Source organism: Stappia sp. WLB 29 (genome assembly GCF_023507705.1).
Classification (GTDB): Bacteria; Pseudomonadota; Alphaproteobacteria; order Rhizobiales; family Stappiaceae; genus Stappia.
Genome location: NZ_JALBGD010000001.1, coordinates 66,897 through 90,863 on the forward strand (window position 1 = coordinate 66,897; position 23,967 = coordinate 90,863).

A 23,967-nucleotide genomic window follows, 5' to 3' on the forward strand; every position below is an offset into this window, starting at 1 on the left:
GTCCTGTCGTTGCGGTGTCATCCAACCCATGTGGGAGATTTCATCGCCTGGACAAGATCGTGATCGGCGCGGTGAGGATCTTAAGCGGGAAGGTGACCGCCGCCTTGGCCGTGTTGCCGACCACATCCAGGGTCGTCTCAGTCGGCCCGGATTGCTGCCGTAGCTCCAGCGACTGAAGCGCCTGGTTGAGTTCGGGCGCGACCTGGGCGAGCTGGGCGAACTTGCCGTGGTTTGCGGCATCGTCTCCCTTCACGGCAGTAAGGTCTACGACCACAGCACCGAGCTTTGCCAGCTCCTCCTCGTCGCCATAGGCGCCGAGTCGCTCGCCGCCGGCGAGCAGGCTGGAGGCCCGCAAGGCCCGGTCATCACGGGAAACGAGGATGACGTAAGGTCGTTCCGGTCTGCCGCTGCTCCGCAGCTGCGCCTTGAACACATCGACGTCGACATCCGGCGCGGCCATCGCGATCAGGCCGATCTTGCGGGCCGGCAGCGGCTTTCCGGAGATGCGGATCTGGCGGATCGTCTCCGTCAGCACCCAGTTGCCCATCGAGTGGGCCAGTATGTTGACCCTATCTGCACTCGAGGAGGTGAGGGCGCGCAGGGTCCGCTCCAGCGAGTCTCTAGCGATGGTGGCGCTGTTGGTGTCGTAGAGATAGCCGGTGACGTCGCCGCTGGAGGCCCAGGTGAACAGCACGGCCACGCTCGGCATGTTGCTGTCGTGCTTCAGCTGCGTCATCCTGTAGAGCGCTTCGGGAAAGCGCGTGTTGTAGCCGTGGACGAAGAGGAAGACTTCGCGCTTGCCCCTCGGTCGTTTCGCCAGCTGGCGCTCCAACTCGGCGCTGAATCCCTTGTCGTCGAGATAGGCGGCCGAGCGCAGGGTGAAGTCCTTGGTCGGGTCGCCAGGCGGAATGGACGGCCACTCGATCGCCCCCGGCTTGTGGTCGGGCGGGACGGAAACGGTGGCGACCGCATGGTCGAGCCCGCCGCCGCGCTCGCCGCTGAACAGGCTGCCGCGGGTGGTGTCGCGCTTGCGGGTGGTGGCGATCAGGATCTCATGCGTCCTTGCGCCGGGTGCGGTCGCGTCTGTCTCGATCAGGCTGCCCGGGCCGGGGCGCCCGGCGCAGGCGGCAAGGATCAGCGCGGCGACAAGGATCACCACAGCCGCCGGTCGGGCGGAGGCGTTTCTGCCGTAACGGGAAGCGGAACTCGGCACGCTGCGGACCTCACTTGAAACCGGCCGGCAGCGCCTGCCGAAAGCCTATAGTCTTCTCTACCAGCAAATGCGCCGGGATGCAGTCATCGCGCAAGGCAGAAGCCGAGAAGCAGACCGATAAGGGTTAGCTGCTGTGTCGCGCCGAGCACATCGCCCGTGTGCCCGCCGATGCGTGCCCGTGCCAACAGGGCGGTGCCGGTAGCTGCCGTAGCGGCAAGGAGCAGCGCGGCGAAGACCGTCAGGGCGGGAAGCAGGGCGAGGCCGGCAAGCGCTGCGGCAAGGCCGAGCAGCACGGCCGCCGTCGCCGCGCGAGACGAGGGCTGGCCGCTGGCCGCCGCCAGCCCGTCGGGCCGGGTAGGGGCGAGCGCCGTCCACACGCCGACCATGGCCGCGCGCGAGACGGCTTCGGCCAGGATCAGCAGGAGAGCTGCCGAAAGCGCGCCGACACGCTCCATGAGCGCTGCGAGCAGCACGGCCCGCAATCCGACGCAGACGACAAGCGCCAGCGTGCCGAAAGCGCCGATGCGGCTGTCCTTCATGATCTCCAGCCGTCGCTCGCGCCGGCTGGCGCCGAAAAACCCGTCGGCGACATCGGCGAGCCCGTCTTCGTGCAGCGCGCCGGTGAGCGTCATCGCGAAGGCGACGGCAAGGAGCGATGCGGCAAGCGGCGGCAGGTCCGTGAGGCCGAGGAGGGTCAGCAGCAGGGCCGGCGGCAGGGCGAGCAGGGCGCCGGCGACGGGCACCAGCCAGGCAGCGCGGGAGAAGGCGGGAAGCTGCGATAGATCGTCGAGCCGGTTCACCGCCGGGAAGGGCACGCGCGAGAAGAAACGCAGGCAGGCCGCAAGGTCGGCAGCCGAGCGCAACACCGGGTCAGCGATCCTGTCATGGGGGATTTCGGCCTCAGGCTTCATTTTTCACTCATCCGACTTTGCGAGCCTGCGCCCGCCGGTTTATAGATCGACCCCCGCCCGCCGCCAAGATCGTGCGGACTGCCGATGCCAGCCGGAGTCTCCAGCCCATGTCCCTTTCGCCGTCCGCGCTTCCCTTCGACGACATTCGCAACCTGGTCCGCCAGATGCCCGGACCCGACGAGGATGCGGTGGCGGAAGTGCGCGCCCGCGACGCGCAACTGACCAAGCCTGCCGGTTCGCTCGGCAAGCTGGAAGACCTCGCCGAATGGCTGGCAGGCTGGAGCGGCCGCGGCCGGCCCAAGGTCAGCCGCCCGGTCGTCGCGATCTTTGCGGCGAATCATGGCGTTGCCGACAAGGGCGTCTCGGCGTTTCCCGCCAGCGTCACCCGGCAGATGGTGGAGAATTTCGCAGCCGGCGGCGCGGCGATCAACCAGATCTGCATCGCCCACGATCTCGGCTTGAAGATCTTCGATCTGGCGCTGGACATGCCGACGCCGGACATCACGGAGGAAGACGCCTTCGACGAGGCCAACTGCGCCGCGACCATGGCATTCGGCATGGAGGCGGTCGCCGGCGGAACCGACCTGCTGTGCATCGGCGAGATGGGCATCGCCAACACCACCGTTGCCTCCGCGCTGCTGGCCGGCCTGTTCGGCGGTGCGCCGGGCGACTGGGTGGGGCCGGGCACCGGCGTCGACGCCGAGGGCATGGCGCGCAAGCGTGCCGCCGTCGAGCAGGCCGTCGCTCGGATCGAGGGGACGAGCGATCCGCTCGAGGTGCTGCGCCGCGTCGGTGGGCGCGAGCTTGCCGCCATGGCCGGTGCGGTGCTGGCCGCGCGCCTGCAGCGCACGCCGGTGATCGTCGACGGTTTCGTCGCGACCGCCGCCGTCGCCGTGCTGCATGCGATGGATCCGCGCGCGCTCGATCATTGCCTCTTCGCGCATCTGTCCGCCGAGCCGGCGCATCGCATGGCGCTGGAAAAGCTCGGCAAGGAGCCGTTGCTCGATCTGGGCATGCGCCTCGGCGAGGGAACGGGCGCGGCGCTTGCCGCCGGTATCGTGCGTGCGGCCGCGCAGGTGCATGACGGCATGGCGACGTTTGCCGATGCCGGTGTGTCGGGGAAGGGCGATAACTGACTCCCGCTTCCGTCTCAGCCGGCAGAAACCCGCGCCCGATAGGCGCTCGGCGTCTCGCCGGTCACGCGCAGGAATTCGCGGTTGAAGTTGGACTTGGTGTTGAAGCCGCTGGCCAGCATCGCCGCGGTTACGCCGTGGCCTTCCACGAGCAGCTTGCAGGCGTGGCGGATGCGGTAGCCGTTGACATGGCGTGACACGTTCTCGCCTTGCGTGCGGTTGATCGCCACCGAGAGCTGTTTCACTGGAACGTGCAGGCGCCGGGCAAGGCGGGCGAGCGTCAGATCCGGATCGAGGCAAGCACCGCCCTGGTCGAGCAGTGCGTCGAGGCGCGCCATCAACTCCTTGTCGGCCTCGATGTCCGCCCCGCTCTCGGCTCCGGTCTCCCCGGGGACTGCCTCGTCGCTATCGGGCCCTTCGTCCTCTCCCACCGATCCGGGGCGCGCGGCGACGAGGCCGAGCAGGCCCACGGCCAGAAGCGCCAGCGATGAGGTGGGGTTCACGCACGCCGCAGTAGAGGAAAGCCTTGCCGGTGTCCGGACGCCGGTCCTTTTCGTCAATCTGGGCGATGAGCACCGCTGGCCGTGAGTGGATGTCGGGCCGAACGGCAACGGTCTTGCTGCCCGCGTGCCCGGCGCGCGCCAGTCGCAGTCGTGCCGGCGTGGCACTTCAGCTTTCTCGGCCTGTGCAAGGAGGGCGGGCGGAACTGCTGCGAAAGTGGCAGGACGATCCGATCTGCGACGATCCGCAAGGCACGGACCGAGGGAGGGCGCATGAGGAGATCGTCGGCATTGTGGCCGACTTTTTCGGGCTGTCCCGGACAGGCGCCGAATAGAACGAAAGGCTCCGGACGGACGGCGGCAGCGCGTGCTGCCGCCTCAGGACGCCTTGCGCACGATCATCCGCCGGGCGGCGCTGCGGCGCGGGTTGATGCCCGCGCTTGCGGTCTCTTCCAGCGCCGGCATGGCTTCCAGCACGCGCGAGGCCGGGAAGGTGACGATCACCTCGGTGCCTTCCCGCAGCTTGGAGCGCAGCTCGAACTTGCCGCCATGCATCTGCACCAGCGCCTGGACGATGGACAGGCCGAGGCCGGTGCCTTCCTCCGCGCTCTTGATGGCGATGGCGCCCTGGCCGAAGGCCTGCATGACGATGGGAATCTCGTCGTCCGGAATGCCCGGGCCGTTGTCGCGGATGGAGATGTACTGGCCGCCGCCCGCGGTCCAGCCGGCCTTGATGTGCACCTCGCCGCCCGAAGGGGTGAACTTCACCGCGTTCGACATCAGGTTGAGTATGACCTGGCGCACGGCCCGCTCGTCGACCCACAGCTTCGGCAGATCGACCTCGTAGGTTTCCGTGATGGTGATGCTCTTCTTGCGTGCGCGGATCGCCATCATGTGCTTGCAGTCGTCGAGAAGCTCGGCCAACGGCACGGCTTCCTCGGTCAACTCGTAGCGGCCCGCCTCGATGCGCGACAGGTCGAGGATCTCGTTGATCAGGTTCAGAAGGTGCTGGCCGGAATTGTGGATGTCGGCCGAATATTCGCGATAGGTATCGTTCTGCATCGGGCCGAGAAGCTGGTTCTTCATGACCTCGGAGAAGCCCAGAATGGCGTTGAGCGGCGTGCGCAGCTCGTGGCTCATGGTCGCCAGGAAGCGCGATTTGGCGAGGTTGGCTTCCTCGGCACGTCGGCGCGCCTCGTCGGAGATGGCATTTGCCTGCTCCAGCTCGGAGATGAGGTGATCTTTTTCCGCGCGGAAGGCTAGCATCGTAACCGTGGAGACATGCAACTGGTTGCCCAGCATCAGGAAGAAGCCCTGCGCGCCGATGGCCATGGCCATCATCGCGTAGTGGATTGCCGTTTGCTGGTTGAGGAAGGACGCGACGATCGCTAGCGTGATCGGCAGCGTGCCGGCGAGCAGGGCACGGGGCAGGCTGGCCGACAGCATGGTCAGCATGGCGATGACGATCAGCATCGTCGCGAACTGGAAGATTTCCGAGCCGTCATGACCGGGCGCGGTCGACTGCAGCAGGAAGAACCCGGCCCAGGACAGGCCGTATAGCATGTCGCCGATGATCATCTGACGGCGCCAGCGCGGCAGGTCCGCCTCGGCCGGAGTTTCGCGCTCGAAGCGGCGGCAGGCCATCAGCAGCAGCGTGTGCGCGATGAGCGTGAAGACGAGCCAGCCGACGACGATGTCGACCCGCATCCACAGCAGCGAGATGCTGCCGACGATCAGAGCGAAGAGCGGCAGCGCGAGCGCCGCACTCAGGCGATTCTTGGCGAAGGTCAGCAGCAGTTCGTATTCGAAGTTCGGCGTAGAGCCGTCGCCCGTCGACAGCCGCTCGCGCACATTGCGCACGGTCTTCGCCACGTCGCGCCGTCGCCGGGCGCGCTCGCTGTTGAGGGCCGTTTTCGCCTCGCTGCTGGTGGTTTCCTGCGCGGACATGTAGCTCGGGCACCTGGTTGCCGGGATCTTGCCCGGTTGGATCGAAACAGGTCCAGTGTGGTGACCAACCCTTAATATCCGCCTCAAGGACGTGGTTAACCAAACGTCACGACCTTACATGGACGGCGTCGGGACATGCCGGCGGCGGGCAAGGAGAATGCATGACAACGAAAAGTGGACCGGAGCTTGCTGTGCTTGCGCGCGAGATCGGCACCTGCAGGGCCTGCGTCACGGCTCCGGCGGGACGGCCGCTGCCGCACGAGCCGCGACCTGTCTGCGTGATGTCGTCGACGGCCCGCATCGCGGTTTGCGGTCAGGCACCAGGAACGCGCGTTCACGCCAGCGGCCGTCCGTTCACCGATCCGAGTGGGGACCGGCTGCGCGAGTGGATGGGGATCGGCGAGGATGTCTTCTACGATCCTGCGAAACTCGCCATTGTGCCGATGGGATTCTGCTTTCCCGGGCTCGACGACAAGGGCAGCGATCTGCCACCGCGCCGCGAGTGCCGCCGGCTCTGGCACGACCACGTCTTTGCCGCCATGCCGCAGTTGCGGCTGAAGCTCGTCATCGGCGCTTATGCGCAGGCCTATCACCTCGGCGACCATCGCCGCGGTTCCGTGCGCGAGACGGTCGCTGCCTGGCGGGAGATCCTGGAGGAAACGCGGGCCGAGGGCGTCGCTGCCGTCCCGCTTCCGCATCCTTCGTGGCGCAACAATGCCTGGTTGAAGCGTAATGCCTGGTTCGAGGAGGAGTGCCTGCCGGTGGTGCGGAGGGAGGTGGCGCGTCTTCTGGACTGAGGTGGGGGCTCAAAAAAGGCCGGCGCCCGGGACGAGGCCCGAACGCCGGCTGAAGGTGCGGGGCGCAAGGCCCCGGGGAGTATCCCAGAGGGGAAGCGTGCGGCCGATCAGCCGAACAGGTCGCTCAGAAAGGTGCGGACCTCGTCGATGACCGTGCGGTCGGAGGTCATCGGCAGGGACTCGTCCTGCGACCAGCCGACCATGCTGTCGTCGTAGAGCGACACGTTGCGGTAGCCGAGCAGTTCGTGCAGCACGAACCAATTCGTCGCGGCCCAGTGGCCGGTGTTGCAATAGGAGACGATTTCCACCGACTTGTCGCCCAGCGTTGCCGGCACCAGGGCCGAGATCTCGGCCTGCGGTTTCAGCTGGCCCTTCGCATCGTCGTAGAAGACGGCCTGGTCGAGGCTGACAGATTCGGGGATCCGGCCGAAGCGCGTCGCCTTGGAGTGCTTGTCCAGTCCTGCGAACTGGTCGGCCGGACGGCCGTCGATCAACACTGCGGAGGTCTCAAGGCGCTTCGCGACATCGGAGGTCTGCGCGAGATAATCGGCGCGCGGCTCGGCGATGAACATGTCGCCGACGGGCGTTACATTGCCGGTCTCGACCGGGTGACCAGCCGCGACCCAGGCCTTGTGACCGCCGTCGAGGATAGCGACCGCGTCGTGGCCGAGATACTTCACGGTCCAGTAGACGCGCGCTGCGGCGGAAAATTCCGAGCTGTTGCCGCCGGCCGGCACGATCACCAGCGCCTTGTCTTCCGACAGGCCGAGCTCCGACAGGGCCGCCTCGAGCTTCTCGACGGACGGAAGGATGCCCACCAGGTCGCCGCGGTCCGTGCGCCAGTAACCGGGATACTCGCTCCACACTGCGCCGGGCACATGGCCCTTGAGATAGTCGTCCTTGCCGGAGCCGGCGAAGGGCGAGCGGATGTCGATGACGACGACATCGTCGCGCTCGAGATTGTCGGCGAGCCATTGCGGGCTGACCAGCGGCGTCACGTCGGGCGCAGCAACGGCGGCTGGCGCGGCGAAGGATGTGGCGACCACCAGAAGGGTCGCCGCAAGACGAGAGAACGCAAACATCTGTCTGCCTCCGGAAAGGATGGCCGCCTGCGAGCTTTGCAGACGCTTTTTCAAGAGAGGAGTTGACACCGGAGACAAAACGCGGCAAGCGAAATCGAGACGGAAATTGGAAGAAAAATCTAATATTCTCCATTATCCAACCAGCAGAAGAAAAAGAGAGTTGCCTGAATGTGGTTCATTGGAAAATGAATCCGGATACCTCTCGAGCCGCCGAGCCAGGAACCCATGATCGACCGCATCGACAGACGCATCCTTTCGATCCTCCAGGAGGATTGCACCATTCCGGTCGCCGAAATCGGCCGCCGGGTCGGACTTTCCACAACACCTTGCTGGCGTCGCATCCAGAAGTTGGAGGAGGATGGGGTCATCCAGCGCCGGGTGGCGATCCTCGATCCAAAGAAGATCAACGTGAAGGTCACCGCTTTCGTGGCGATCACCACCTCGCGGCACAACGACGACTGGCTGCGCAAGTTCGCCGACGTGATCTCCGAGTTCCCCGAGGTGATCGAGTTCTACCGGATGGCCGGGCAGGTCGATTACCTGTTGCGGGTCGCGGTGCCGGATATCGAGGCCTATGATGCGTTCTACAAGCGACTGATCGCCAAGATCGACATCTCCGACGTCTCCACCTCCTTCGCCATGGAGCAGATCAAGTCGACAAGCCAGCTGCCGCTCGGCTATGTCCAGACGGAGAAGCCGCGCGCCGAACGCGACGACCAGTAGGGTGCGCCAGAGAGGGAGGCGAGACATGGAAGAGCATTCGCGGCGGCAGGGCCAGACCTGGCGACGGCTTGCGGTTGCTGGCCTGATGGCATGCGCCGTGTCCGCCGCCCCGGCGATGGCCGCCGACGGGCCGAAGATCCGCCAGGTGGAGCGGTCTTACGAGGACGTGCGCTTCGACCTGGAGAACGCGATCATCAATCGCGGCCTCGTCATCGACCATGTCTCCAATGTCGGCGATATGCTGACCCGCACGGCCGCCGACGTCGGGTCGCAGACGCAGGTCTTCGTAAACGCGGAAGCGCTGCTGTTCTGCTCCGCCCGGCTGTCGCGCGCGGCAATGGAGGCGGCGGCGGAAAACCTCGCCTTCTGTCCCTATTCGGTGTTCCTTTACGAGACGCCGGATGCGACCGGAAAGGTCTCCGTCGGCTACCGTCCGCTCCCCGAAACGGGAAGCGAGGCATCGCGGGCCGCCATCGCCGAAGTGAACGCGCTGCTCGCCGGCATCGTCGAGGAAGCCGGAGGCGAGTGAGCGGGCCGATGACGGTCTCGCCTCAGGCGTTCTCGCCGACCTTCGGCCAATAGGTGCCGAGGCACCAGACATTGTCCTCCGGATCCCGGCAGATGAACTCGCGGCTGCCGTAGTCGCGGGTGACGAGCGGCTCGACGATGACGGCGCCTGTCGCTTCGGCGCGAGCAAAGGCCGCGTCGATGTCATCGACCGCGATGTAGAGCGTCTTGCCAGCCGGGCCGTCCGGCTGGCCGACGATTTTCGCGAAATCGTCGTCGCGCGCCTGTCCCAGCATCAAAATCGAGCTGCCGAGCGCGAGTTCGGCATGGGCGATCGTGCCGTCAGGCGCCTCATGGCAGGCGTGGACGGTGAAGCCGAAGGCCTGTTGCAGCCACTCCACCATCTGGCGGGCGTTGCCGAAGCGAAGGGCCGGAAAGATGCAAGGGGCAGGGGACATCGTCATGGATCACCTTTGTTCTCGTTGCGGAACGGCTCAGAGATAGCCGCCGTGTCCGGCAGACGATTGAACAAATGTCACCTGCCCGGCGGGTCCTGCCAGGTCGCGGAGCCGAGCTTGTCGAGGCTCAACCACCAGGCACGCGGCGAGAGCCCCGCGAACTCCTCGAACTCCCGGATCATGTGCGCCTGATCCGAATAGCCGCCGGCGCTGGCGATATCCGCCCAGTCGGGGCGCTTTGCCGCGCGGGCAAGTGCCTGCGCCCGGTTGAAGCGGGCGATGCGGGCAACTGTCTTCGGCGAAAGGCCGAACGCGCGCGAAAAGCGGTCGGCAAGGTGTTTGCGGCTCCAGCCGATCCGTGCGGCCAGATCGTCGATGCGATGCACGCCTCCGGAAGCGATGAGACCGAAGGCGATGTCCACCAGAGGGTGGCTGGGCTCTGCGGCCGCCGCGCCGAAGCCGGCGGCGAGGAAGCCTTCCGCGCAGTCGAGCCGGGCGTTCCAGTCGTCGGTGTCCTCCAGGCGTCGGCGAAGCTCCGAGATCTGCGGATGGGCAAGATCGGCGAGCGGCACCATCCGTCCGGCGAATTCGGACGCCGGGATGCCGAGGAGGCGCTGCGCGCCGACCGGCGTCAGATTGACCTGCAGGCAGGCAGCGCGGCCGCTCGAGGCGATGAAGATGCGCGCGGTATCGAGACCGGCAATGAAGCTCGGTTGCTCATCTCCGGCGATCGGTGTCTGGCCGAGACGGATGCGGAAAGGCGTACCGAAGCTGATGATGAGGGGGATCGCGAGCGAAGCAGTCTCGATCTGGCGGATCGTGAAGCCGCCGGTTTCCTCATAGGTGGCAAGTTCGGTGTAGAAGGGGCGCAAGGATGGCGGGGCAGGCCTGTGCAGGAAGACGACGCCGCAGTCGGCGGGCGCGTTCATGCCGGGCGTATGCGGATCGGGAAGGTCCCTACCGGACGCGACGTGAACCACCGGAGCGGCGAGATCGCGCCGGGCGCTGGTGCGCTTGCTCATGTTTTCCAGATGCTCCCACTTCCTGTCGTCCGTGCCATTCTGGAGCGCGGGGGAAGGGTGGAGCAGTCCGGGCCCGGGCGCAACCCCGGCCGGGCCCGGCAGCGCGGTGCCGCCGGGCCTTTTGGGGAGTTACTTGCCGGCGTTCTGCAGGCGGGCGATGAGGCTGGACGTGTCCCAGCGGTTGCCGCCCATGGCCTGCACCTCGGCGTAGAATTGGTCGACCAGCGCCGTGACCGGCAGGCGGGCACCGGTCTCGTTGGCGGTCTTCAGGCAGATGCCGAGATCCTTGCGCATCCAGTCGACAGCGAAACCGAAGTCGAACTTGTCGTCGCGCATGGTCTGCCAACGGTTTTCCATCTGCCAGGACTGGGCCGCGCCCTTCGAGATCACCTCGATCACCTTGGCGACGTCGAGGTCGGCCTTCTTGGCGAAGTGGATGGCCTCGGAAAGGCCCTGCACCAGTCCGGCGATGCAGATCTGGTTGACCATCTTGGTGAGTTGGCCGGCGCCGGCCGGGCCCATGTGGCCGACCATCTTGGCAAAGCACTCGATGGCGGGGCGAGCGGCCTCGAAGGTGTCGGCATCCCCGCCGACCATGACGGTCAGTGCGCCGTTTTCGGCCCCCGCCTGTCCGCCGGACACCGGCGCGTCGAGAAAGCTGCAGCCCTTGGCCTTCGCGGCCTCGTACAGCTCGCGTGCGACTTCCGCCGAGGCGGTGGTGTTGTCGATGAAGATCGCGCCCTTCTTCATGCCGTGGAAGGCGCCGTCCGGGCCGGTGGTGACCGACCGCAAGTCGTCGTCGTTGCCGACGCAGGCGAAGACGAAATCGCAACCCTCGGCCGCCGCGGCGGGCGTCGCGGCGTGGGAGCCGCCATGTTCCGCCGCCCATTTCTCCGCCTTGGCGGCGGTGCGGTTGTAGACGGTGACGTCGTGGCCGCCGCGCGACTTGAGGTAACCGGCCATCGGATAACCCATCACGCCGAGACCGATGAATGCAACTTTCGCCATTGCGCCCCTCCTCCTGAGTTCGTTGGCTGAGCCGTCCCGGCCAGGACGGCAATTGTATGATGTCGCATCCTCTTTAGCGCATCGTGCTGCCAGTGTCAGGGAGGGAGTGCATCCAGAACAAGGTTTCGCAAATGCGGGCGGCCGGAGCTGGGAGGCTCCGGCCGTCGTCTTACGTATCGCGGGCTGTGACGGGCGATGTCGCAGGCCGGCGCTTCACCGGGCGCCAGATCCGACGCGGCGACTCGAGAGGCGGAAGGACCTGGTCCTCGGCCCGCAAGGCGATCAGATAGGTTCTTGCAAGTGCGTCGATCATGTCGGCTCTCCATCAGGGCGATCTCATGTAGGGGAGCATTGCGGTTTTTGGCCATTCGTGCGACTCAGGAAAAACTTCGGAATGTAAGTGAGGCTTACATATGGAATGGCGCCGGATGCCGTCGCTCGCCAGTCTGCGCGCCTTCGCCGCCGTGGCGGAGGCCGGGACGCTGGCCGGAGCTGGACGAACGCTGAATGTCAGCCATGCAGCCATCAGCCAGCAGGTTAGGGCGCTGGAGGCGTTCCTGGGGACCGAACTGGTGGTGCGCGAGGGGCGGGGACTTGCCCTGACGCAGGAGGGGCGCGCGCTTGCCGATTATCTCGACGAGGCCTTCTCGCTGATGCACCGGGCGGTGGCGGAACTGACCGATGCCGACCGTACCCGCCCGCTGCAGGTGACCATGACGCCGACCTTCGCGGTCAGCTGGCTGATGCCGCGCATCTCCGAGTTTCGGCATCGGCACCCGGATATCGAACTGATGCTGAACCCGACGGCGGACGTGGTCGAGTTGGAGCCGGGTGGCGTCGATCTCGCCATCCGCTTCGGCAAGGGGCAGTGGCGGGGGCTGAATTCGGAACCGTTGCTGCTGACGAGCTTCGTCGTCGTGGCGGCGCGCTCGCTCGTCGGCGATACGGATTTCACGGATTTGACGAAACTGCGGGAGTATCCCTGGCTGCAGGAGCTCGGCGCCAATGAAAGCGCCAACTGGTGGAAGCGACAGGGCATCGCGCCGTCGAAGGGCAACAACCTGCACATGCCGGGCTACATGATGCTGGAAAGTCTGCGGCGCGGCGACGGGGTGACCGCTGCCGCGCGCGCGTTCATCGAGCCGGAGATCCGCTCGGGCCATCTGCGGGTCCTGTTCGAGGACGAGGAGCGCGGCAACGGCTACCACCTCGTCACGCGGCCGGGTGTGCAGCGGCCGCCGCTCAAGACCTTCATCGCTTGGCTGCGAAGCCACCGCGACGGGCGAGGTGCCGTGTCGGACTAACGGGCGAGCGGCGCAAGGGCGGAGGACAGGTCCGCGATCAGGTCGCCCGCATCCTCGATGCCGATGGATAGGCGCAGCAGGTTGACCGGAACGCCGGTGGCGTCACCCTCGATGGTGTGGCGATGCTCGACGAGGCTCTCCACGCCGCCGAGCGAGGTTGCCCGCTTGATCAGCTCCAGCCGCCCGGCGACCGCCAGGGCCTCTGCAGCGCCGCCCTTGACCAACACCGACATCAGGTAGCCGCCGCCCGCCATCTGCCGGCTGGCAACAGTGTGCGAGGCGTGGCTGGCAAGGCCCGGATAGAGGACGCTCTCTACCGCGGGATGCGCCTCCAGCATCTCGGCGACGGCCTGCGCGTTGGCGCACATGCGCTCCATCCGCAGGGACAGGGTGCGCAGGCCCCGAAGCAGCAGATAGGCCTCGAAGGGACCGAGCACGGCACCGGCATCGTGCCGCTCCTCGCGGATGAAGCGCCAGGCGTCGCTGTCCGCGTCGCGGCAGGTGGCAATGCCGGCCAGCACGTCGGAATGACCGTTCAGCGCCTTGGTTGCCGAATGCACGACGAGGTCCGCGCCGAGTTCCAGCGGTTTCATCAGCAGCGGCGTGGCGGCGGTGGCGTCGACCGCAACCACGGCCTTCAGCGCATGGGCGGCCTCGGCGATGGGAGCGATGTCGGCGACGGTCAGCCACGGGTTGGATGGCACCTCCAGGAAGACGAGGTCTGGCCCGGTCTCGCGGAGCGTCTCGCAGAAGCGCACCGTGTCGGCCGCATCCGCTTCGATCAGGGCGATCCCTGCGTGACCGCAATGCTTGCGCAGCCAGAAGGTGGTGCCCCAGTAGATGCCCGACTGCGCGACGATGGTGCCGCCCGGTCGCACGCTGCGTAGCGTCGCGGAAATTGCCGCCATGCCGGAGCCGAAGGCACGGCTTTCTGCACCATTCTCCAGCGTCGCGACGAGGCCTTCGATCTGCCGCACGAGGTCGCTGTCGTCGCGCAAGTAGATGTGGGCAGCGCTGGTCAGGCGGTACTCGGTGTCGCGGGCGAAGGTGGTGGCGGTGTGGATCGGCGGAACGACCGCGCCATTCACCGGATCGATGCCGCCGCCGCCGTGAGCCAGAAGCGAAGCGGGAGAGAGGCTGCGGTTGGTCGTTTCGGCCATGGGGAAACTCCGGTGATACTGATCTTGAGGCAAGCGGTAGCCGCGAAACGCCGGCCCCGCAATGGGGCAGGCGTTTCGATTTTTCGCGGAAGGGAACTGGTCAGTTGCGGCGCAGGTGCCGGGTGAGGCGAAGCTCGATCTCGTCCCAGAGCCGTCGCAGCGCCTCGACGACGATGAGATAGAGCACGGCCGCCCAGATATAGGCCTGGAAGTCGAAGGTGCGCGAGTATGCCCGCCGCGTCTCGCCCATCAGGTCGAAGATCGTCACCAGCGAGACGATGGCGGAGCCCTTGATCATCAGCACCAGCTCGTTGCCATAGGGGCGAAGCGCGACGATCATCGCCTGCGGCAGGACCACCTTCCAGAAGGTGATGCCCTTACGCAGGCCGAGCGCGGCTGCGGCCTCCCACTGGCCCTTGTCGACATTCTGCACCGCGCCGCGCAGGATCTCGGCCTGGTAGGCAGCCGTGTTCAGGGTGAAGGCGAAGACGGCGCAATACCAGGCGTCGCGGAAGAACCACCACAGGCCGATGTCGCTGAAGAAGGGGCGGAACGTGCCGGCGCCATAGTAGATCAGGAAGGTCTGGGCGAGCAGCGGCGTGCCGCGGAAGAAGTAGACATAGGCGTAGGCAATCCCGGAGATGAACGGGTTGCGCGAGGCGCGCGCCAGCGCCACCGGCAGCGACAGTGCCGCGCCGGCGACCATCGACAGGCCGACCAATTGCAACGTGATGACGATGCCGTCGAGATACTTCTGCCAGTAGTCCCGGAAGAAGTCCGACAGGACATTGCTGGCGAGGTAGTACAGCAGGTTGGCGCCGGCAACGATCCAGAGCGCCATGAGGAGATGGCCGGCGATGCGCGTTCCGGTCCAGCGGCGCTGGCGGGCCGGCGGAGCCGGCTGCGGGGCGAGCGTCTCGTTGCTGACCCAGCTCATCGCGGTGCCTCGCCTCGCCGCGTCCAGGTCTCGATCCGGGACAGCCCGGCAGACGAGATCATGGACAGAGCCAGATAGATCAGGCAGGCGCCACCGAAGAACAGGAAGGGCTCCTTGGTGACGCGGGCGGCGATGCCGGCCCACCGCAGGAGGTCGTCGAGCCCGATAGCCGACACGAGGGCGGTTTCCTTGAGCAGGATCAGCCAGAGATTGCCGAGCGCGGGCAGGGCGAGGCGGATCAGTTGCGGCAGGATCACAAGACGCATCGTCAGCGAGCGGCTGAGGCCGAGCGCATAGCCGCCTTCGTACTGCCCTTGGCGGATCCCACGGAACGCCGAGAGGAAAGCCTCCGAGGCGTAGGACGAGAACACCAGCGACAGCGCGACCATGCCGGCGATGAACGAGTTCACGTCAACGGTCGCGCCGGTGACGAAGACGCGGGCGATCTCGTTGAGCAGCATCTGTCCGCCGTAATAGACGAGGAACAGGGTGAGAAGCTCGGGTAGGCCGCGGAAGATGGTGGTGTAGACATTCGCCGCCGAACGCAGTGACGGTTCGCCGGAATTCTTGGCCAGCGCGATCAGGAACCCGAGCACGAGGCCGAAGGGCAGCGAGGCCAGCGCCAGCGACACGGTGACGAGAACGCCGCGCGCGATCTCGTCGCCCCAGCCGTCCGGGCCGAACGCTATCAGGGTGAGGGCTTCATTCATGCGACGGAACCGCTGGTCTTAGCGGGACGGCAGACGACTGCCGCCCGCGAGGTTCAACGGTCGTCAGCCGCCATAAACGTCGAAGTCGAAATACTTCGACTGGATCTGCTCATAGGTGCCGTTGGCGCGGATCGCCTCGATGGCCGTGTTGAACATTTCCTTGAGCTCGGGCTCGTTCTTGCGGATGGCAATGCCGGCGCCCTCGCCGTTGATCACCGGATCCGGCGTCAGGGTTCCGAGCAGCTTGCAGCAGGCGCCGTCCTCGGTGGCGAGCCACTCGGACAGGACGACGACGTCGTCGATCACCGCATCGATGCGGCCCGAGGCGACGTCCAGCTTGTACTCGTCCGGCGTCGGATAGAGCTTCAGCTCGGCATCGCCGAGCTTGGCCTCGGCATAGTTGGAGTGAGTGGTCGACGACTGCGCGCCCAGCAGCTTGCCGGCCAGCGCTTCCTTGGTCGCAGCCGGAATGTCGCTGTCCTTGGGGACGGCGATGGCCGGTGGCGTGTTGTAGTACTTGTTGGTGAAATCGACCTTCTGCAGGCGCTCCTCGGTGATCGACATGGAGGCGATTACTGCGTCGAACTTGCCGGCCTGCAGCGCCGGGATCATGCCGTCCCAGTCCTGGACAACGAACTCGCACTCGACCTTCATCTCGGTGCAGAGCGCCTTGGCGATGTCGATGTCGAAGCCGACGAGTTGGCCGTCGGAGGTTAGGTTGTTGAAGGGAGGATAGGCGCCCTCGGTGCCGATCAGCACCTTGGTCCAGTCCTTGGCCTCGGCTGCGCCTACGGTAGCAATGGCCAGCGCGGCTGCAGCCGCGATCTTCATCAAACGCATCATGTGTCCCCTGCGGTACTGTTTTCTGCCCGCGTCCATTTTTTCGGCGCGAGGTCAGATTTCATACTCCCACCAAAATTATCCGAAGTTCAACCGCTTTACGCTGGATTGTCCCCATCGCTTGCGCAGAACGGGGAACGTTGTTCCGCAATTGTTTCCGGTATCGTAGGGGAAAGTGCAGGGATTTTTGCGTCTGGACTAGCGTGCAGCGAGGCCGTAATCGCCGAAACTGATGAAATCGACGAGCTGTCCCTCGGCGACCGACATCATCTCCTCGGGAATCTCGATAAGGCCGTCTGCCTCGCGCAGTGAGGTGATGAGGCCTGAGCCGTCGCGGGCGAACTTGCGCACGACGGTCCGCCCGGTCGCATCGCGGCCCAGAATGCCGCGATAGAACTCGCGGCGGTCGGGCTTCTTCTTCGGCACGGAGAAGGCGGCCGGGATCTGGTAGCGAACCGGCTCGAAGAAGGTGCCGCCGCCGAGCGCAGACAGGACCGGCAGGACGTAGAGAAGGCCGCAAACCATGGCGGCGACCGGATTGCCCGGCAGGCCGAGCGTGACGCAGTCGCCAATACGGCCGAAATTCATCGGCCGGCCCGGCTTGATCGCCAGTTGCCACATGTGCCGGCTGCCGAGTTCGTCGATGGCGTCGACGAAATGGTCCTCCTCGCCGCGAGAGGCGCCGCCCGTCGTGACGATGACATCGTGGCTCGCTGCGGCGCTTGCCAGCGCTTCACGCACCGCCTCCGAGCGATCCGGCAGGATACCGAAGTCCGTGACATCAACGCCGCTTGCCGCCACCAACCCCGACAGGAGAAAATGGTTGCTGTCGTAGACGCCTCCGGCAGGCAAAGGCTGGCCGGGGCGGCGCAACTCGTCGCCACTGGAGACCAGCGCCACGCGCAGCTTGCGGAACACGCCGACCCGGTCCGTGCCGGTGGAGGCGATCGCCGCGATGTCCTGCGGTCTCAGCCTGGCGCCGGCCCGCACCAGCACCTCGCCGGCCTTCAGGTCTTCGCCGGCCTTGCGCCGGTTGGCGCCGGGCTTCAGGCCGGGCGGAACATGCACGAAAGTCCGCCCGCCGCGCTCGGCGATTTCGCAGTCCTCCTGCATGGCGACCGTGTCCGCGCCCTCCGGCATCAGGGCGCCGGTGAAGATTCGCGCCGCACTGCCGACGGCGAGCGGGGCCTCGAGCGGATGGCCCGCCGCGATGCGCGCGGAGACCGGCAAGAGGCCGTCGCCGGCGGAGAGATAGTGCTCATGGAGAAACGCGTAGCCGTCGACGGCTGAATTGTCGGCGAGCGGGACGTTCTGAGGCGCCGAGACGGCTTCTGCCAGAATACGGGCATGGGCGTGGTCGAGCCCGACGGCCTCTCGCTCAACCACCGGGACGACCCGCTCGCGTAGGATGGCCAGCGCCTCCGCATGGCTCAGCCGGTCGCGGTCGTGCAGGAAGCAGTCGTCAAGCAGTCGTCTGGTCGGAGCCATGTCGCGTCCCGGAAAGTCCGCAGGTGGTCAGGATGAAGCTGGCGATGCCGTCGATATCATCGAGATGGTAGACCGGCAGGGCCGTATCCGCCACGGCGCTGTCCGAAGCGATGGCGACCACATGCGGATCGCCCGGTGAGAGCGGCTCGCCGCGCGCAGCAGAAGACCGCCGCAGCTCCAGCTTGGGCAGCGGCGTGCGCTTGTAGCCCTCGACCAGCACCAGGTCGCAGGGCGACAGGCGGGCAAGGATCTCTTCAAGCGAAGGTTCCGCCTCGTCGCGCAATTCGTGCATCACGGCCCAGCGGCGACCCGACACCAGGGCCGTCTCGACGGCACCGGCCGTCCGGTGGCGATGGCTGTCCGTGCCCTCGTGGTCGATGTCGAAGGCGTGATGTGCATGCTTGACCGTGGCAACGCGAAACCCGCGCGCCGTGATCGCCGCGACGAGGCGCTCGGTCATGGTGGTCTTGCCGCTGTTCTTCCACCCGGCGATGCCGAAGACCGGGGCAGGGGCGCTTTCGTCGGTCATGCTCCGGCCTTCAGGAGATCTTCGGCGGCAGCCAGATCCTCGGGCGTGTTGACGTTGAAGAACGGATCGGGCGCGCCGGGCGGCGGGGTGAAGTCGGCGCTCGTGTTGGGATGCAGGTCGACGAAGGCCAGCACCTTTCGCGTCGTACCCTGGCGCAGGAAAGTCTCGAGCGAGTCCGCGACCGCGACCGGCCAGTAGCCGAAGACCGGGTGCATGTGCCCGTCGGCCCGGGCCAGCACGATCCGTTGCGGATCCTCGCTGCGTGCGGCAACGAGGCGGGCAGCAAGATCCACCGGATAGAACGGCGTGTCGCCGGCGACAGACACGATTCCGTCCGTACCCGGAGCATGGATCTGCGCCCAGCGGAGACCCGCGAGAACGCCCGCCAGCGGCCCGGCAAAGCCCTCGACCGGATCGGGCGCGACCGGCAGGCCGAACTCGGCGAAGCGCCCGGCCTCGCCATTGGCGTTGAGCACGAGAGGGCCGACCTGCGGCCGAAGCCGTGCGATGACGCGGGCGAGCATGGTTTCGCCGCCCAGCGGCAGCAGCGGCTTGTCGCCGCCGCCCATGCGGCGAGCAAGGCCGCCGGCCAGGATGCACCCTGCGAGATCTGCAGTGCTCATGCGGCATCGCCCTCGCTGCGCGAGCCTTTGCGGGCGTGGCGCGGATCCTCCCGCTCGCCTGCCTCGTGCAGCGCGTCGTACTCGACCCGCTCGGGCCCCGACAGCACGACGAAGCGCTGGCCACGCGCCCGGCCGACCAGCGTCAGCCCGACGCGGCGGGCAAGCTCCACGCCCCAGGCGGTGAAGCCCGAGCGCGAGACGAGAATGGGAATGCCCATCATCGCGGTCTTGATGACCATCTCGGAGGTCAGCCGGCCGGTCGTGTAGAAGATCTTGTCCTGCGGCGGGATATGGTTGAGCCACATCCAACCGGCGATCTTGTCGACGGCATTGTGCCGTCCGACGTCTTCCATATAGGCGGCCGCCCGGTCTTCCTGGCACAGCACGCAGCCGTGAATCGCCCCGGCCTCCAGATAGAGCGAGGGCTGGGTATTGATCTTACGGGTGAGGGCGTGCAGCCAGGAGGTGCGAAGGCGGGCCGAGGGGTCGAGCACGATCTCGTCGAAGCGCTCCATCACATCGCCGAAAACGGTGCCTTGCGCGCATCCGGAGGTGCGCACCTTCTTCTTCATCTTCTCCTCGTAGTTGGTCTCGCGCTCGGTGCGCACGACCACAACCTCGAGGTCGTCGTCATAATCGATGCCGGTGATGCGGTCGTCCGGCCGCAGCATGTTCTGGTTCAGCAGGTAGCCGACGGCCAGCAGATCCGGACGGTCGCCGATCGTCATCATCGTGACGATCTCCTGCGCGTTGAGATAGAGTGTCAGCGGCCGCTCCGTGACGACGCGGATCTCCACCTCGCGGCCGGTCTGGTCGATGCCGGTTACCGGGGTGGACAGGCGCTCGTCCTGCGGATCGGGCCGGACGAGAAAATCCGGCAACCGTTCCGGAGCAACGTCTTTTCGAAGGTTCTGCAAGCTGTCCTCCCTCCCGTGCGACTCGAAATCCCCCGCGAAACGGGACCCACGGCGCACGGTGTCTATTGCAATCAAACTAGGGAAGGAGGGGCGAGGCTGGCAAGGGGACGGACGCGCGCGCCGGCCTCAAGCCGATATGGCGCGCGGCTGCGTGTTGAGACGGGCCTGACGGGCGGCACTGAAGATCACCGCAGAGGCGAGATCGTCATAGCTCGCGAGATCCGGCGCCTGGCAGATCGGGATGTAGAGGTTCGACAGCACGCCGTCCTGCGAATCGAGCGCATCAGCAAAGAACATCGGCATGCCGGGCAGAAGACGCGCCGTATCGTCGCGCCGGTCGATGATCTGGCAGCCGATGTGCCGGGTGTCGTCGATAATGCGCGCGTAAGCGCTTTCGACTGCGCCGCACTCGCCCTCCAACACCTGGAAAAAGGTGTGTCCGGCGAGCAGCAGCGCACCCGTGAGTCCGTCTCGGGCATTGTTGCGGCGCGCGACCGCGAGCAAGCGGTTGACCTCCTCGTCGAACGACAAGGTCATGTCGCTAAAGTTGATCCTGCTCCTGTAGCTGAGCCGGGTGATGGTCATGGACTGCCTCGATGCGTCTGTCATGACATGCAGTCTAGTGACAACCCCTTGGTGTTCCGTAAGTGGAAAACCGAAGTCTTGCCTGTGACCATTAACTCGCTGGCAAGCAAGCAGGATCGCCGCTGCGAGGCTCAGACCAGGAGTGCCGCCCGCGTGTAGCGGCAATCCTCGATCCGCCGGGCAAGGCACTGGACCGCATCTGCGACCTGCGCGAAATCGGCGGAGGCTGGGCCTGCCAGCACATCGGCAACCTTCGCGGGCATTTCCATGCGATGGTCCTGCGTGCTGGCCCCGTTGTTGGCAAGGCAGAGCCAGCAATGGGGAAACAGGCGGGCGTCGAGCGGGCCTTCGCAGAGAAGTTCGACGCGGGAAAGCCCGAGATCCCTCTCTGTGCAGGCGCGGCTGTCCGCGAGCCCCGAAGCCTCGCCCTCCAGCCAGAGCAGGACATGATCTCCCTGTCGCAGAAGAGCGCCTGTGACACCGTTGAGGCGGTTGAGACGACGTGTCCGGTCGAGCAGGCGGTCGACTTCCGGAGAAGGAACGCCGTCAAGGGAGCTGCCGTCGATACGGGCTCTGTAGCAGATCGCACTCAGCACCATTTTTCCGATCCTTGCTTGCGGTGTCCCCAGCCACCCTTGCAGTTTGCCGCGCAAGGTCTCGACCAATGGTTAAGGAGACGTCGACGGGCACGTGAAAATCGCTCCCTGCTGCCGTTTTGTCGCGTTTGCGCCGGACATGAACGCAGATGTGCCGGGCGTGTTTGCGGGGCTGCGACGGGAAAGCAATTGACGTTTCCAGGTGCGGCCTTACGTTCCGCGCATGTGATCGGGCACGGGAACCGTGATGTTCTGGAAGAAAAAGAGGGATGCAATGCCGACGCGCGAAGAGGTCCTTGCCGAGCTTTCCAAGGTCAAGGGGCCGGATCTCAAAGGGGATATCGTGTCGCTTGGCCTTGTCTCGGATGTTTTCATTTCCGAGGGGAAGGTGATCTTTTCGATCACCGTGCCGGCGGAACGGGCGCAGGAGCTGGAGCCGATGCGGCAGGCGGCCGAGAAGGTCGTCGGCAAGCTCGCCGGCGTCGAGAAGGTGCTGGCGGCGCTGACCTCCGAGCGCCAGGGCGGGGCGGGAACCAAGACGCCGCCGGTGCGACCGGCCCCCGCCGCCGCCGACATGGGCAGTGTCCCGCCGCCGATGCAGCGCCGTGCGGCGCATGCAGCGCCTGAGCAGGCGGCAAAGCCTGGCGTGCCGGGCGTGAAAGCGATCATCGCGGTCGCCTCCGGCAAGGGCGGCGTCGGCAAGTCGACCACCACCTGCAATTTGGCGCTCGCGCTGCAGGCGAACGGGCTCAAGGTCGGCGTGCTCGATGCGGACATCTACGGCCCGTCGATCCCGCGCCTCTTCCGTGTCTCGGGCCGGCCGGAACCGGTTTCCGGTCGCATCCTCAAGCCGCTGGAGGGCTACGGCATCAAGGTGATGTCGATGGGCTTTCTCGTGGACGAGGAGACCCCGATGATCTGGCGCGGGCCGATGGTGATCTCCGCCATCACCCAGATGTTGCGCGAGGTCGCCTGGGGCGAACTGGACGTGCTCGTAGTCGACATGCCGCCGGGAACCGGCGACGCGCAGCTGACCATGGCGCAGAACGTTCCGCTGGCCGGGGCGGTGATCGTGTCCACGCCGCAGGACCTGGCTCTGATTGACGCGCGCAAGGGGCTCAACATGTTCCGCCGCGTGGATGTGCCATTGCTCGGCATCGTCGAGAACATGAGCTACTTCCTGTGCCCCGATTGCGGCGGGCGCCACGACATCTTCGGCCATGGCGGAGCGCGTGCGGAAGCCGAAAAGCTGGGCGTGCCGTTCCTCGGTGAAGTTCCGCTGGATATGGCGATCCGCATCAACTCGGACGCCGGTACGCCGGTGACCGTTACCGACCCTGAAGGAACCCATGCCGCGATCTATCGCGACATCGCATCGAAGGTATGGGCGGAGATCGAGCGCAACCGCGAAGGCGGACAGCGCGCCGCGCCGCGCATCGTCATCGAGAGCTAGGGTCACCCCAGGCACGCATCCTTCAGGGGGGAAAGCCTGGACGTCTTGTGCAAGGGCTTCGCGGCCGAGTGTCGCGAAGCCCTTTTTGTTGCTGGCGAATCGCGACGCGACTGATGGCGGAAGTTCTTGGCGAGAACGCTCGCGAACGGACGTTTGACTGTTCGGCAACGTGTTTTCGAAACATGACTATTCAAGTTAACTTTTACTTCAAGGCAAAATGCCTCCCTCGATCGATAATTTTTGTCGCATGTCCAACTGGGATCAGTACGATTTTTGTGCGACGCACAATCAATGAGCGAAGCTTGAGTATGTATTATGTGTAATTTTGTGTCGTTATGTACAAGGAAATTCACATAACTGCACGATATGCATGATTAAGTCGTGCGCAGCGCAATACCGAAAGCGTTTGCTTGCACCCGTTCAAAATGACAATCTGCAAGACGAGGGAGATTGACTGGATGATCAACAAGCCGGATTTCGGTGCCGCCGTTGCGGATTCCGAAACGACGGAGGCGCATGTGGTAGAGAAGCTGGCTGTCGCCCCCGAAGACGGGGAGCGGGCCATTCTCTACGGCATTCTGGCAAGCGGGCTCGAGCGGGCCGCAGATCGCGGTTGGCTGGCCGCTGTCGCGGCGCTGCCGCGCCTCGACGGCGAAATCGGTGGTCCGCTGGCCGAGCTCTCCCGTCTCGCTGCTGCTGTCGATCCCGAGGCGCTCCGGCGCGAATATCACGACTTGTTCATCGGCGTCGGGCGGGGCGAACTCGTCCCTTACGCTTCGTACTATCTGACCGGTTTTCTGAACGAGAAGCCGCTGGCTATGCTGCGTCAGGACATGCGTAGGCTCGGTATCGAGCGCGATCCCGACATTCACGAGCCGGAGGACCACATCGCGGCGGTTTGCGCGATGATGGCCGGGCTGATCGACGGCAGCTTCGGCGAGGGGGGCGAGGACGAGGCTTCCGCCTTCTTCCGTGCTCACCTAGCCGTTTGGGCGCCTTATTTCTTCAAGGATCTGGCTGCGTCCACGACGGGCGAGTTGTATCCGGCGCTGGGGCGTCTGGGGCAGGCATTCCTTGCGGTCGAGGTCGAGGCGGATAGGCTTTTTGCGGAGCACCGCAAGACGGGTTGAGTATCTGGCCCGGCAACGACCGGGCAAAAGGCGGGCAGCCGGCAAAGCAGCTGTCCAGGGCAATGGCGATGGAACGAGAGGGTGTCATGAGACGCAAGGACACAGCGATTGAGGCAGATCGTCGGAGTTTCCTGAAGCTTGCAGGGCTCGGTGCCGTAGCGGGTACCGCGACGCTCGTGACCGGCGAAGCCGAAGCGGTCGAGGCCGACAAGGCGGCAGGCAGCGGTTATCGCGAGACCGAGCATGTGAAGACCTTCTACGACACGGCCCGGTTCTGACCTCCGAGGCCGCCTGACTGTCTTAAGTCGAAATTCAGTGCCCCGAGCCGTAGGCAAAAAAGGGGCATGCGCAGAATGAACCGTCACGAAACGGACCTGCGCAATCGAGGGAGAAA

Annotated in this window: 26 protein-coding genes; 8 read left to right on the top strand and 18 right to left on the bottom strand. The window is 65.9% G+C overall.

Annotated features, from left to right (window positions below; all coding sequences use genetic code 11):
- Positions 1–40: 40 nt before the first annotated feature.
- Positions 41–1,156 (bottom strand): alpha/beta hydrolase, encoded by a 1,116-nt coding sequence (locus MNI96_RS00310; RefSeq protein WP_249689363.1) that lies wholly within the window; start codon positions 1,154–1,156, stop codon positions 41–43.
- Between the two features lie 140 nt (positions 1,157–1,296).
- Positions 1,297–2,124, bottom strand: a complete 828-nt coding sequence (gene cobS / locus MNI96_RS00315) for an adenosylcobinamide-GDP ribazoletransferase (protein ID WP_249689364.1) — start codon at positions 2,122–2,124, stop codon at positions 1,297–1,299.
- Between the two features lie 107 nt (positions 2,125–2,231).
- Between cobS and cobT the strand changes: the two genes are divergently transcribed.
- Positions 2,232–3,260 (top strand): nicotinate-nucleotide--dimethylbenzimidazole phosphoribosyltransferase, encoded by a 1,029-nt coding sequence (gene cobT, locus MNI96_RS00320; protein ID WP_249689365.1) that lies wholly within the window; start codon positions 2,232–2,234, stop codon positions 3,258–3,260.
- Positions 3,261–3,274: 14 nt separating this feature from the next.
- Here the strand turns inward: cobT and MNI96_RS00325 are convergent, their stop codons facing one another.
- Together MNI96_RS00325 and MNI96_RS00330 are read right to left on the bottom strand one after the other, a co-directional pair.
- Entirely contained in the window at positions 3,275–3,760 is a 486-nt protein-coding gene (locus MNI96_RS00325) for a helix-turn-helix domain-containing protein (RefSeq protein WP_249689366.1), read from the bottom strand.
- 375 nt (positions 3,761–4,135) lie between these two features.
- Positions 4,136–5,704 carry a sensor histidine kinase gene (locus MNI96_RS00330; protein WP_249689367.1) on the bottom strand — a complete coding sequence of 523 codons (1,569 nt, stop codon included), beginning with the start codon at positions 5,702–5,704 and terminating at the stop codon, positions 4,136–4,138.
- 161 nt (positions 5,705–5,865) lie between these two features.
- On the opposite strand from MNI96_RS00330, the gene MNI96_RS00335 reads away from it, so the two are divergent.
- The gene (locus MNI96_RS00335; protein ID WP_249689368.1) at positions 5,866–6,501 is read left to right on the top strand and encodes a uracil-DNA glycosylase family protein; all 636 of its coding nucleotides are present in this window, start codon (positions 5,866–5,868) and stop codon (positions 6,499–6,501) included.
- A gap of 107 nt (positions 6,502–6,608) precedes the next feature.
- Here MNI96_RS00335 and MNI96_RS00340 read toward each other — a convergent pair whose 3' ends face one another.
- Complete coding sequence (locus tag MNI96_RS00340) at positions 6,609–7,583, bottom strand: sulfurtransferase (protein ID WP_249689369.1); 975 nt, start codon at positions 7,581–7,583, stop codon at positions 6,609–6,611.
- A 228-nt stretch (positions 7,584–7,811) separates the two neighbouring features.
- Between MNI96_RS00340 and MNI96_RS00345 the strand changes: the two genes are divergently transcribed.
- Complete coding sequence (locus MNI96_RS00345; protein WP_185926488.1) at positions 7,812–8,306, top strand: Lrp/AsnC family transcriptional regulator; 495 nt, start codon at positions 7,812–7,814, stop codon at positions 8,304–8,306.
- Between the two features lie 25 nt (positions 8,307–8,331).
- Positions 8,332–8,835 carry a DUF302 domain-containing protein gene (locus MNI96_RS00350; protein ID WP_249689370.1) on the top strand — a complete coding sequence of 168 codons (504 nt, stop codon included), beginning with the start codon at positions 8,332–8,334 and terminating at the stop codon, positions 8,833–8,835.
- 22 nt (positions 8,836–8,857) lie between these two features.
- On the opposite strand, the gene MNI96_RS00355 is transcribed toward MNI96_RS00350, so the two are convergent.
- The 3 genes from MNI96_RS00355 to MNI96_RS00365 all read right to left on the bottom strand — a co-directional run bounded on the left by MNI96_RS00355 (position 8,858) and on the right by MNI96_RS00365 (position 11,301).
- Positions 8,858–9,277, bottom strand: a complete 420-nt coding sequence (locus tag MNI96_RS00355) for a VOC family protein (protein ID WP_249689371.1) — start codon at positions 9,275–9,277, stop codon at positions 8,858–8,860.
- Between the two features lie 71 nt (positions 9,278–9,348).
- Complete coding sequence (locus MNI96_RS00360) at positions 9,349–10,293, bottom strand: helix-turn-helix domain-containing protein (protein WP_249689372.1); 945 nt, start codon at positions 10,291–10,293, stop codon at positions 9,349–9,351.
- 129 nt (positions 10,294–10,422) lie between these two features.
- Positions 10,423–11,301 carry an NAD(P)-dependent oxidoreductase gene (locus MNI96_RS00365; RefSeq protein ID WP_249689373.1) on the bottom strand — a complete coding sequence of 293 codons (879 nt, stop codon included), beginning with the start codon at positions 11,299–11,301 and terminating at the stop codon, positions 10,423–10,425.
- A gap of 413 nt (positions 11,302–11,714) precedes the next feature.
- Here MNI96_RS00365 and MNI96_RS00370 point away from each other — a divergent pair, with 413 nt between their 5' ends.
- Entirely contained in the window at positions 11,715–12,605 is an 891-nt protein-coding gene (locus MNI96_RS00370) for a LysR substrate-binding domain-containing protein (RefSeq protein WP_249689374.1), read from the top strand.
- On the opposite strand, the gene MNI96_RS00375 is transcribed toward MNI96_RS00370, so the two are convergent.
- From MNI96_RS00375 to MNI96_RS00420, 10 genes are all read right to left on the bottom strand, one after another.
- The gene (locus MNI96_RS00375; protein WP_249689375.1) at positions 12,602–13,765 is read right to left on the bottom strand and encodes a trans-sulfuration enzyme family protein; all 1,164 of its coding nucleotides are present in this window, start codon (positions 13,763–13,765) and stop codon (positions 12,602–12,604) included. The two genes, MNI96_RS00370 and MNI96_RS00375, sit on opposite strands and share 4 nt — an antisense overlap.
- 100 nt (positions 13,766–13,865) lie before the next feature.
- Positions 13,866–14,702, bottom strand: coding sequence for an ABC transporter permease (locus MNI96_RS00380; protein WP_249689376.1), 837 nt, complete (start codon positions 14,700–14,702; stop codon positions 13,866–13,868).
- Positions 14,699–15,412: an ABC transporter permease gene (locus MNI96_RS00385; protein ID WP_249689377.1), complete on the bottom strand. Its 714-nt coding sequence runs from the start codon at positions 15,410–15,412 to the stop codon at positions 14,699–14,701. The genes MNI96_RS00380 and MNI96_RS00385 overlap by 4 nt, the downstream gene beginning before the upstream one ends.
- A gap of 63 nt (positions 15,413–15,475) precedes the next feature.
- Positions 15,476–16,252: an ABC transporter substrate-binding protein gene (locus MNI96_RS00390; RefSeq protein ID WP_249690361.1), complete on the bottom strand. Its 777-nt coding sequence runs from the start codon at positions 16,250–16,252 to the stop codon at positions 15,476–15,478.
- A 198-nt stretch (positions 16,253–16,450) separates the two neighbouring features.
- Positions 16,451–17,740: a molybdopterin molybdotransferase MoeA gene (locus MNI96_RS00395; protein ID WP_249689378.1), complete on the bottom strand. Its 1,290-nt coding sequence runs from the start codon at positions 17,738–17,740 to the stop codon at positions 16,451–16,453.
- On the bottom strand, positions 17,715–18,269 hold the full coding sequence (gene mobB / locus MNI96_RS00400) for a molybdopterin-guanine dinucleotide biosynthesis protein B (RefSeq protein ID WP_249689379.1): 555 nt from the start codon (positions 18,267–18,269) through the stop codon (positions 17,715–17,717). Before mobB ends, MNI96_RS00395 begins: the two co-directional genes overlap by 26 nt.
- The gene (gene mobA, locus MNI96_RS00405; RefSeq protein ID WP_249689380.1) at positions 18,266–18,892 is read right to left on the bottom strand and encodes a molybdenum cofactor guanylyltransferase MobA; all 627 of its coding nucleotides are present in this window, start codon (positions 18,890–18,892) and stop codon (positions 18,266–18,268) included. The genes mobB and mobA overlap by 4 nt, the downstream gene beginning before the upstream one ends.
- On the bottom strand, positions 18,889–19,809 hold the full coding sequence (gene fdhD, locus MNI96_RS00410; RefSeq protein ID WP_249689381.1) for a formate dehydrogenase accessory sulfurtransferase FdhD: 921 nt from the start codon (positions 19,807–19,809) through the stop codon (positions 18,889–18,891). The genes mobA and fdhD overlap by 4 nt, the downstream gene beginning before the upstream one ends.
- A 126-nt stretch (positions 19,810–19,935) precedes the next feature.
- Positions 19,936–20,394 carry a BLUF domain-containing protein gene (locus MNI96_RS00415; protein ID WP_249689382.1) on the bottom strand — a complete coding sequence of 153 codons (459 nt, stop codon included), beginning with the start codon at positions 20,392–20,394 and terminating at the stop codon, positions 19,936–19,938.
- A gap of 131 nt (positions 20,395–20,525) precedes the next feature.
- A complete protein-coding gene (locus tag MNI96_RS00420) occupies positions 20,526–20,993 on the bottom strand; it encodes a BLUF domain-containing protein (protein WP_249689383.1) in 468 nt (155 codons plus the stop codon).
- Between the two features lie 271 nt (positions 20,994–21,264).
- Between MNI96_RS00420 and MNI96_RS00425 the strand changes: the two genes are divergently transcribed.
- The 3 genes from MNI96_RS00425 (at position 21,265) to MNI96_RS00435 (ending at position 23,851) form a co-directional block, all read left to right on the top strand.
- The gene (locus tag MNI96_RS00425) at positions 21,265–22,443 is read left to right on the top strand and encodes an Mrp/NBP35 family ATP-binding protein (RefSeq protein WP_249689384.1); all 1,179 of its coding nucleotides are present in this window, start codon (positions 21,265–21,267) and stop codon (positions 22,441–22,443) included.
- Between the two features lie 458 nt (positions 22,444–22,901).
- Positions 22,902–23,573 carry a TorD/DmsD family molecular chaperone gene (locus MNI96_RS00430; RefSeq protein ID WP_249689385.1) on the top strand — a complete coding sequence of 224 codons (672 nt, stop codon included), beginning with the start codon at positions 22,902–22,904 and terminating at the stop codon, positions 23,571–23,573.
- Positions 23,574–23,659: 86 nt separating this feature from the next.
- Positions 23,660–23,851, top strand: a complete 192-nt coding sequence (locus tag MNI96_RS00435) for a twin-arginine translocation signal domain-containing protein (protein WP_120268116.1) — start codon at positions 23,660–23,662, stop codon at positions 23,849–23,851.
- The last annotated feature ends 116 nt before the right edge of the window (positions 23,852–23,967 follow it).

Bases quoted from the DNA above. Each gene is read 5' to 3' on its own strand.
- MNI96_RS00335 (WP_249689368.1), top strand. From the start codon at position 5,866: ATGACAACGAAAAGTGGACCGGAGCTTGCTGTGCTTGCGCGCGAGATC.
- MNI96_RS00415 (WP_249689382.1), bottom strand. From the start codon at position 20,394: ATGACCATCACCCGGCTCAGCTACAGGAGCAGGATCAACTTTAGCGAC.
- MNI96_RS00380 (WP_249689376.1), bottom strand. From the start codon at position 14,702: ATGAGCTGGGTCAGCAACGAGACGCTCGCCCCGCAGCCGGCTCCGCCG.
- MNI96_RS00365 (WP_249689373.1), bottom strand. From the start codon at position 11,301: ATGGCGAAAGTTGCATTCATCGGTCTCGGCGTGATGGGTTATCCGATG.
- MNI96_RS00420 (WP_249689383.1), bottom strand. From the start codon at position 20,993: ATGGTGCTGAGTGCGATCTGCTACAGAGCCCGTATCGACGGCAGCTCC.
- cobS (WP_249689364.1), bottom strand. From the start codon at position 2,124: ATGAAGCCTGAGGCCGAAATCCCCCATGACAGGATCGCTGACCCGGTG.
- MNI96_RS00395 (WP_249689378.1), bottom strand. From the start codon at position 17,740: ATGGCTCCGACCAGACGACTGCTTGACGACTGCTTCCTGCACGACCGC.
- MNI96_RS00390 (WP_249690361.1), bottom strand. From the start codon at position 16,252: ATGCGTTTGATGAAGATCGCGGCTGCAGCCGCGCTGGCCATTGCTACC.
- MNI96_RS00370 (WP_249689374.1), top strand. From the start codon at position 11,715: ATGGAATGGCGCCGGATGCCGTCGCTCGCCAGTCTGCGCGCCTTCGCC.
- mobA (WP_249689380.1), bottom strand. From the start codon at position 18,892: ATGAGCACTGCAGATCTCGCAGGGTGCATCCTGGCCGGCGGCCTTGCT.
- MNI96_RS00430 (WP_249689385.1), top strand. From the start codon at position 22,902: ATGATCAACAAGCCGGATTTCGGTGCCGCCGTTGCGGATTCCGAAACG.
- MNI96_RS00375 (WP_249689375.1), bottom strand. From the start codon at position 13,765: ATGGCCGAAACGACCAACCGCAGCCTCTCTCCCGCTTCGCTTCTGGCT.
- MNI96_RS00385 (WP_249689377.1), bottom strand. From the start codon at position 15,412: ATGAATGAAGCCCTCACCCTGATAGCGTTCGGCCCGGACGGCTGGGGC.
- MNI96_RS00330 (WP_249689367.1), bottom strand. From the start codon at position 5,704: ATGTCCGCGCAGGAAACCACCAGCAGCGAGGCGAAAACGGCCCTCAAC.
- MNI96_RS00435 (WP_120268116.1), top strand. From the start codon at position 23,660: ATGAGACGCAAGGACACAGCGATTGAGGCAGATCGTCGGAGTTTCCTG.
- mobB (WP_249689379.1), bottom strand. From the start codon at position 18,269: ATGACCGACGAAAGCGCCCCTGCCCCGGTCTTCGGCATCGCCGGGTGG.
- cobT (WP_249689365.1), top strand. From the start codon at position 2,232: ATGTCCCTTTCGCCGTCCGCGCTTCCCTTCGACGACATTCGCAACCTG.
- MNI96_RS00360 (WP_249689372.1), bottom strand. From the start codon at position 10,293: ATGAGCAAGCGCACCAGCGCCCGGCGCGATCTCGCCGCTCCGGTGGTT.
- MNI96_RS00350 (WP_249689370.1), top strand. From the start codon at position 8,332: ATGGAAGAGCATTCGCGGCGGCAGGGCCAGACCTGGCGACGGCTTGCG.
- MNI96_RS00425 (WP_249689384.1), top strand. From the start codon at position 21,265: ATGCCGACGCGCGAAGAGGTCCTTGCCGAGCTTTCCAAGGTCAAGGGG.
- MNI96_RS00355 (WP_249689371.1), bottom strand. From the start codon at position 9,277: ATGACGATGTCCCCTGCCCCTTGCATCTTTCCGGCCCTTCGCTTCGGC.
- MNI96_RS00340 (WP_249689369.1), bottom strand. From the start codon at position 7,583: ATGTTTGCGTTCTCTCGTCTTGCGGCGACCCTTCTGGTGGTCGCCACA.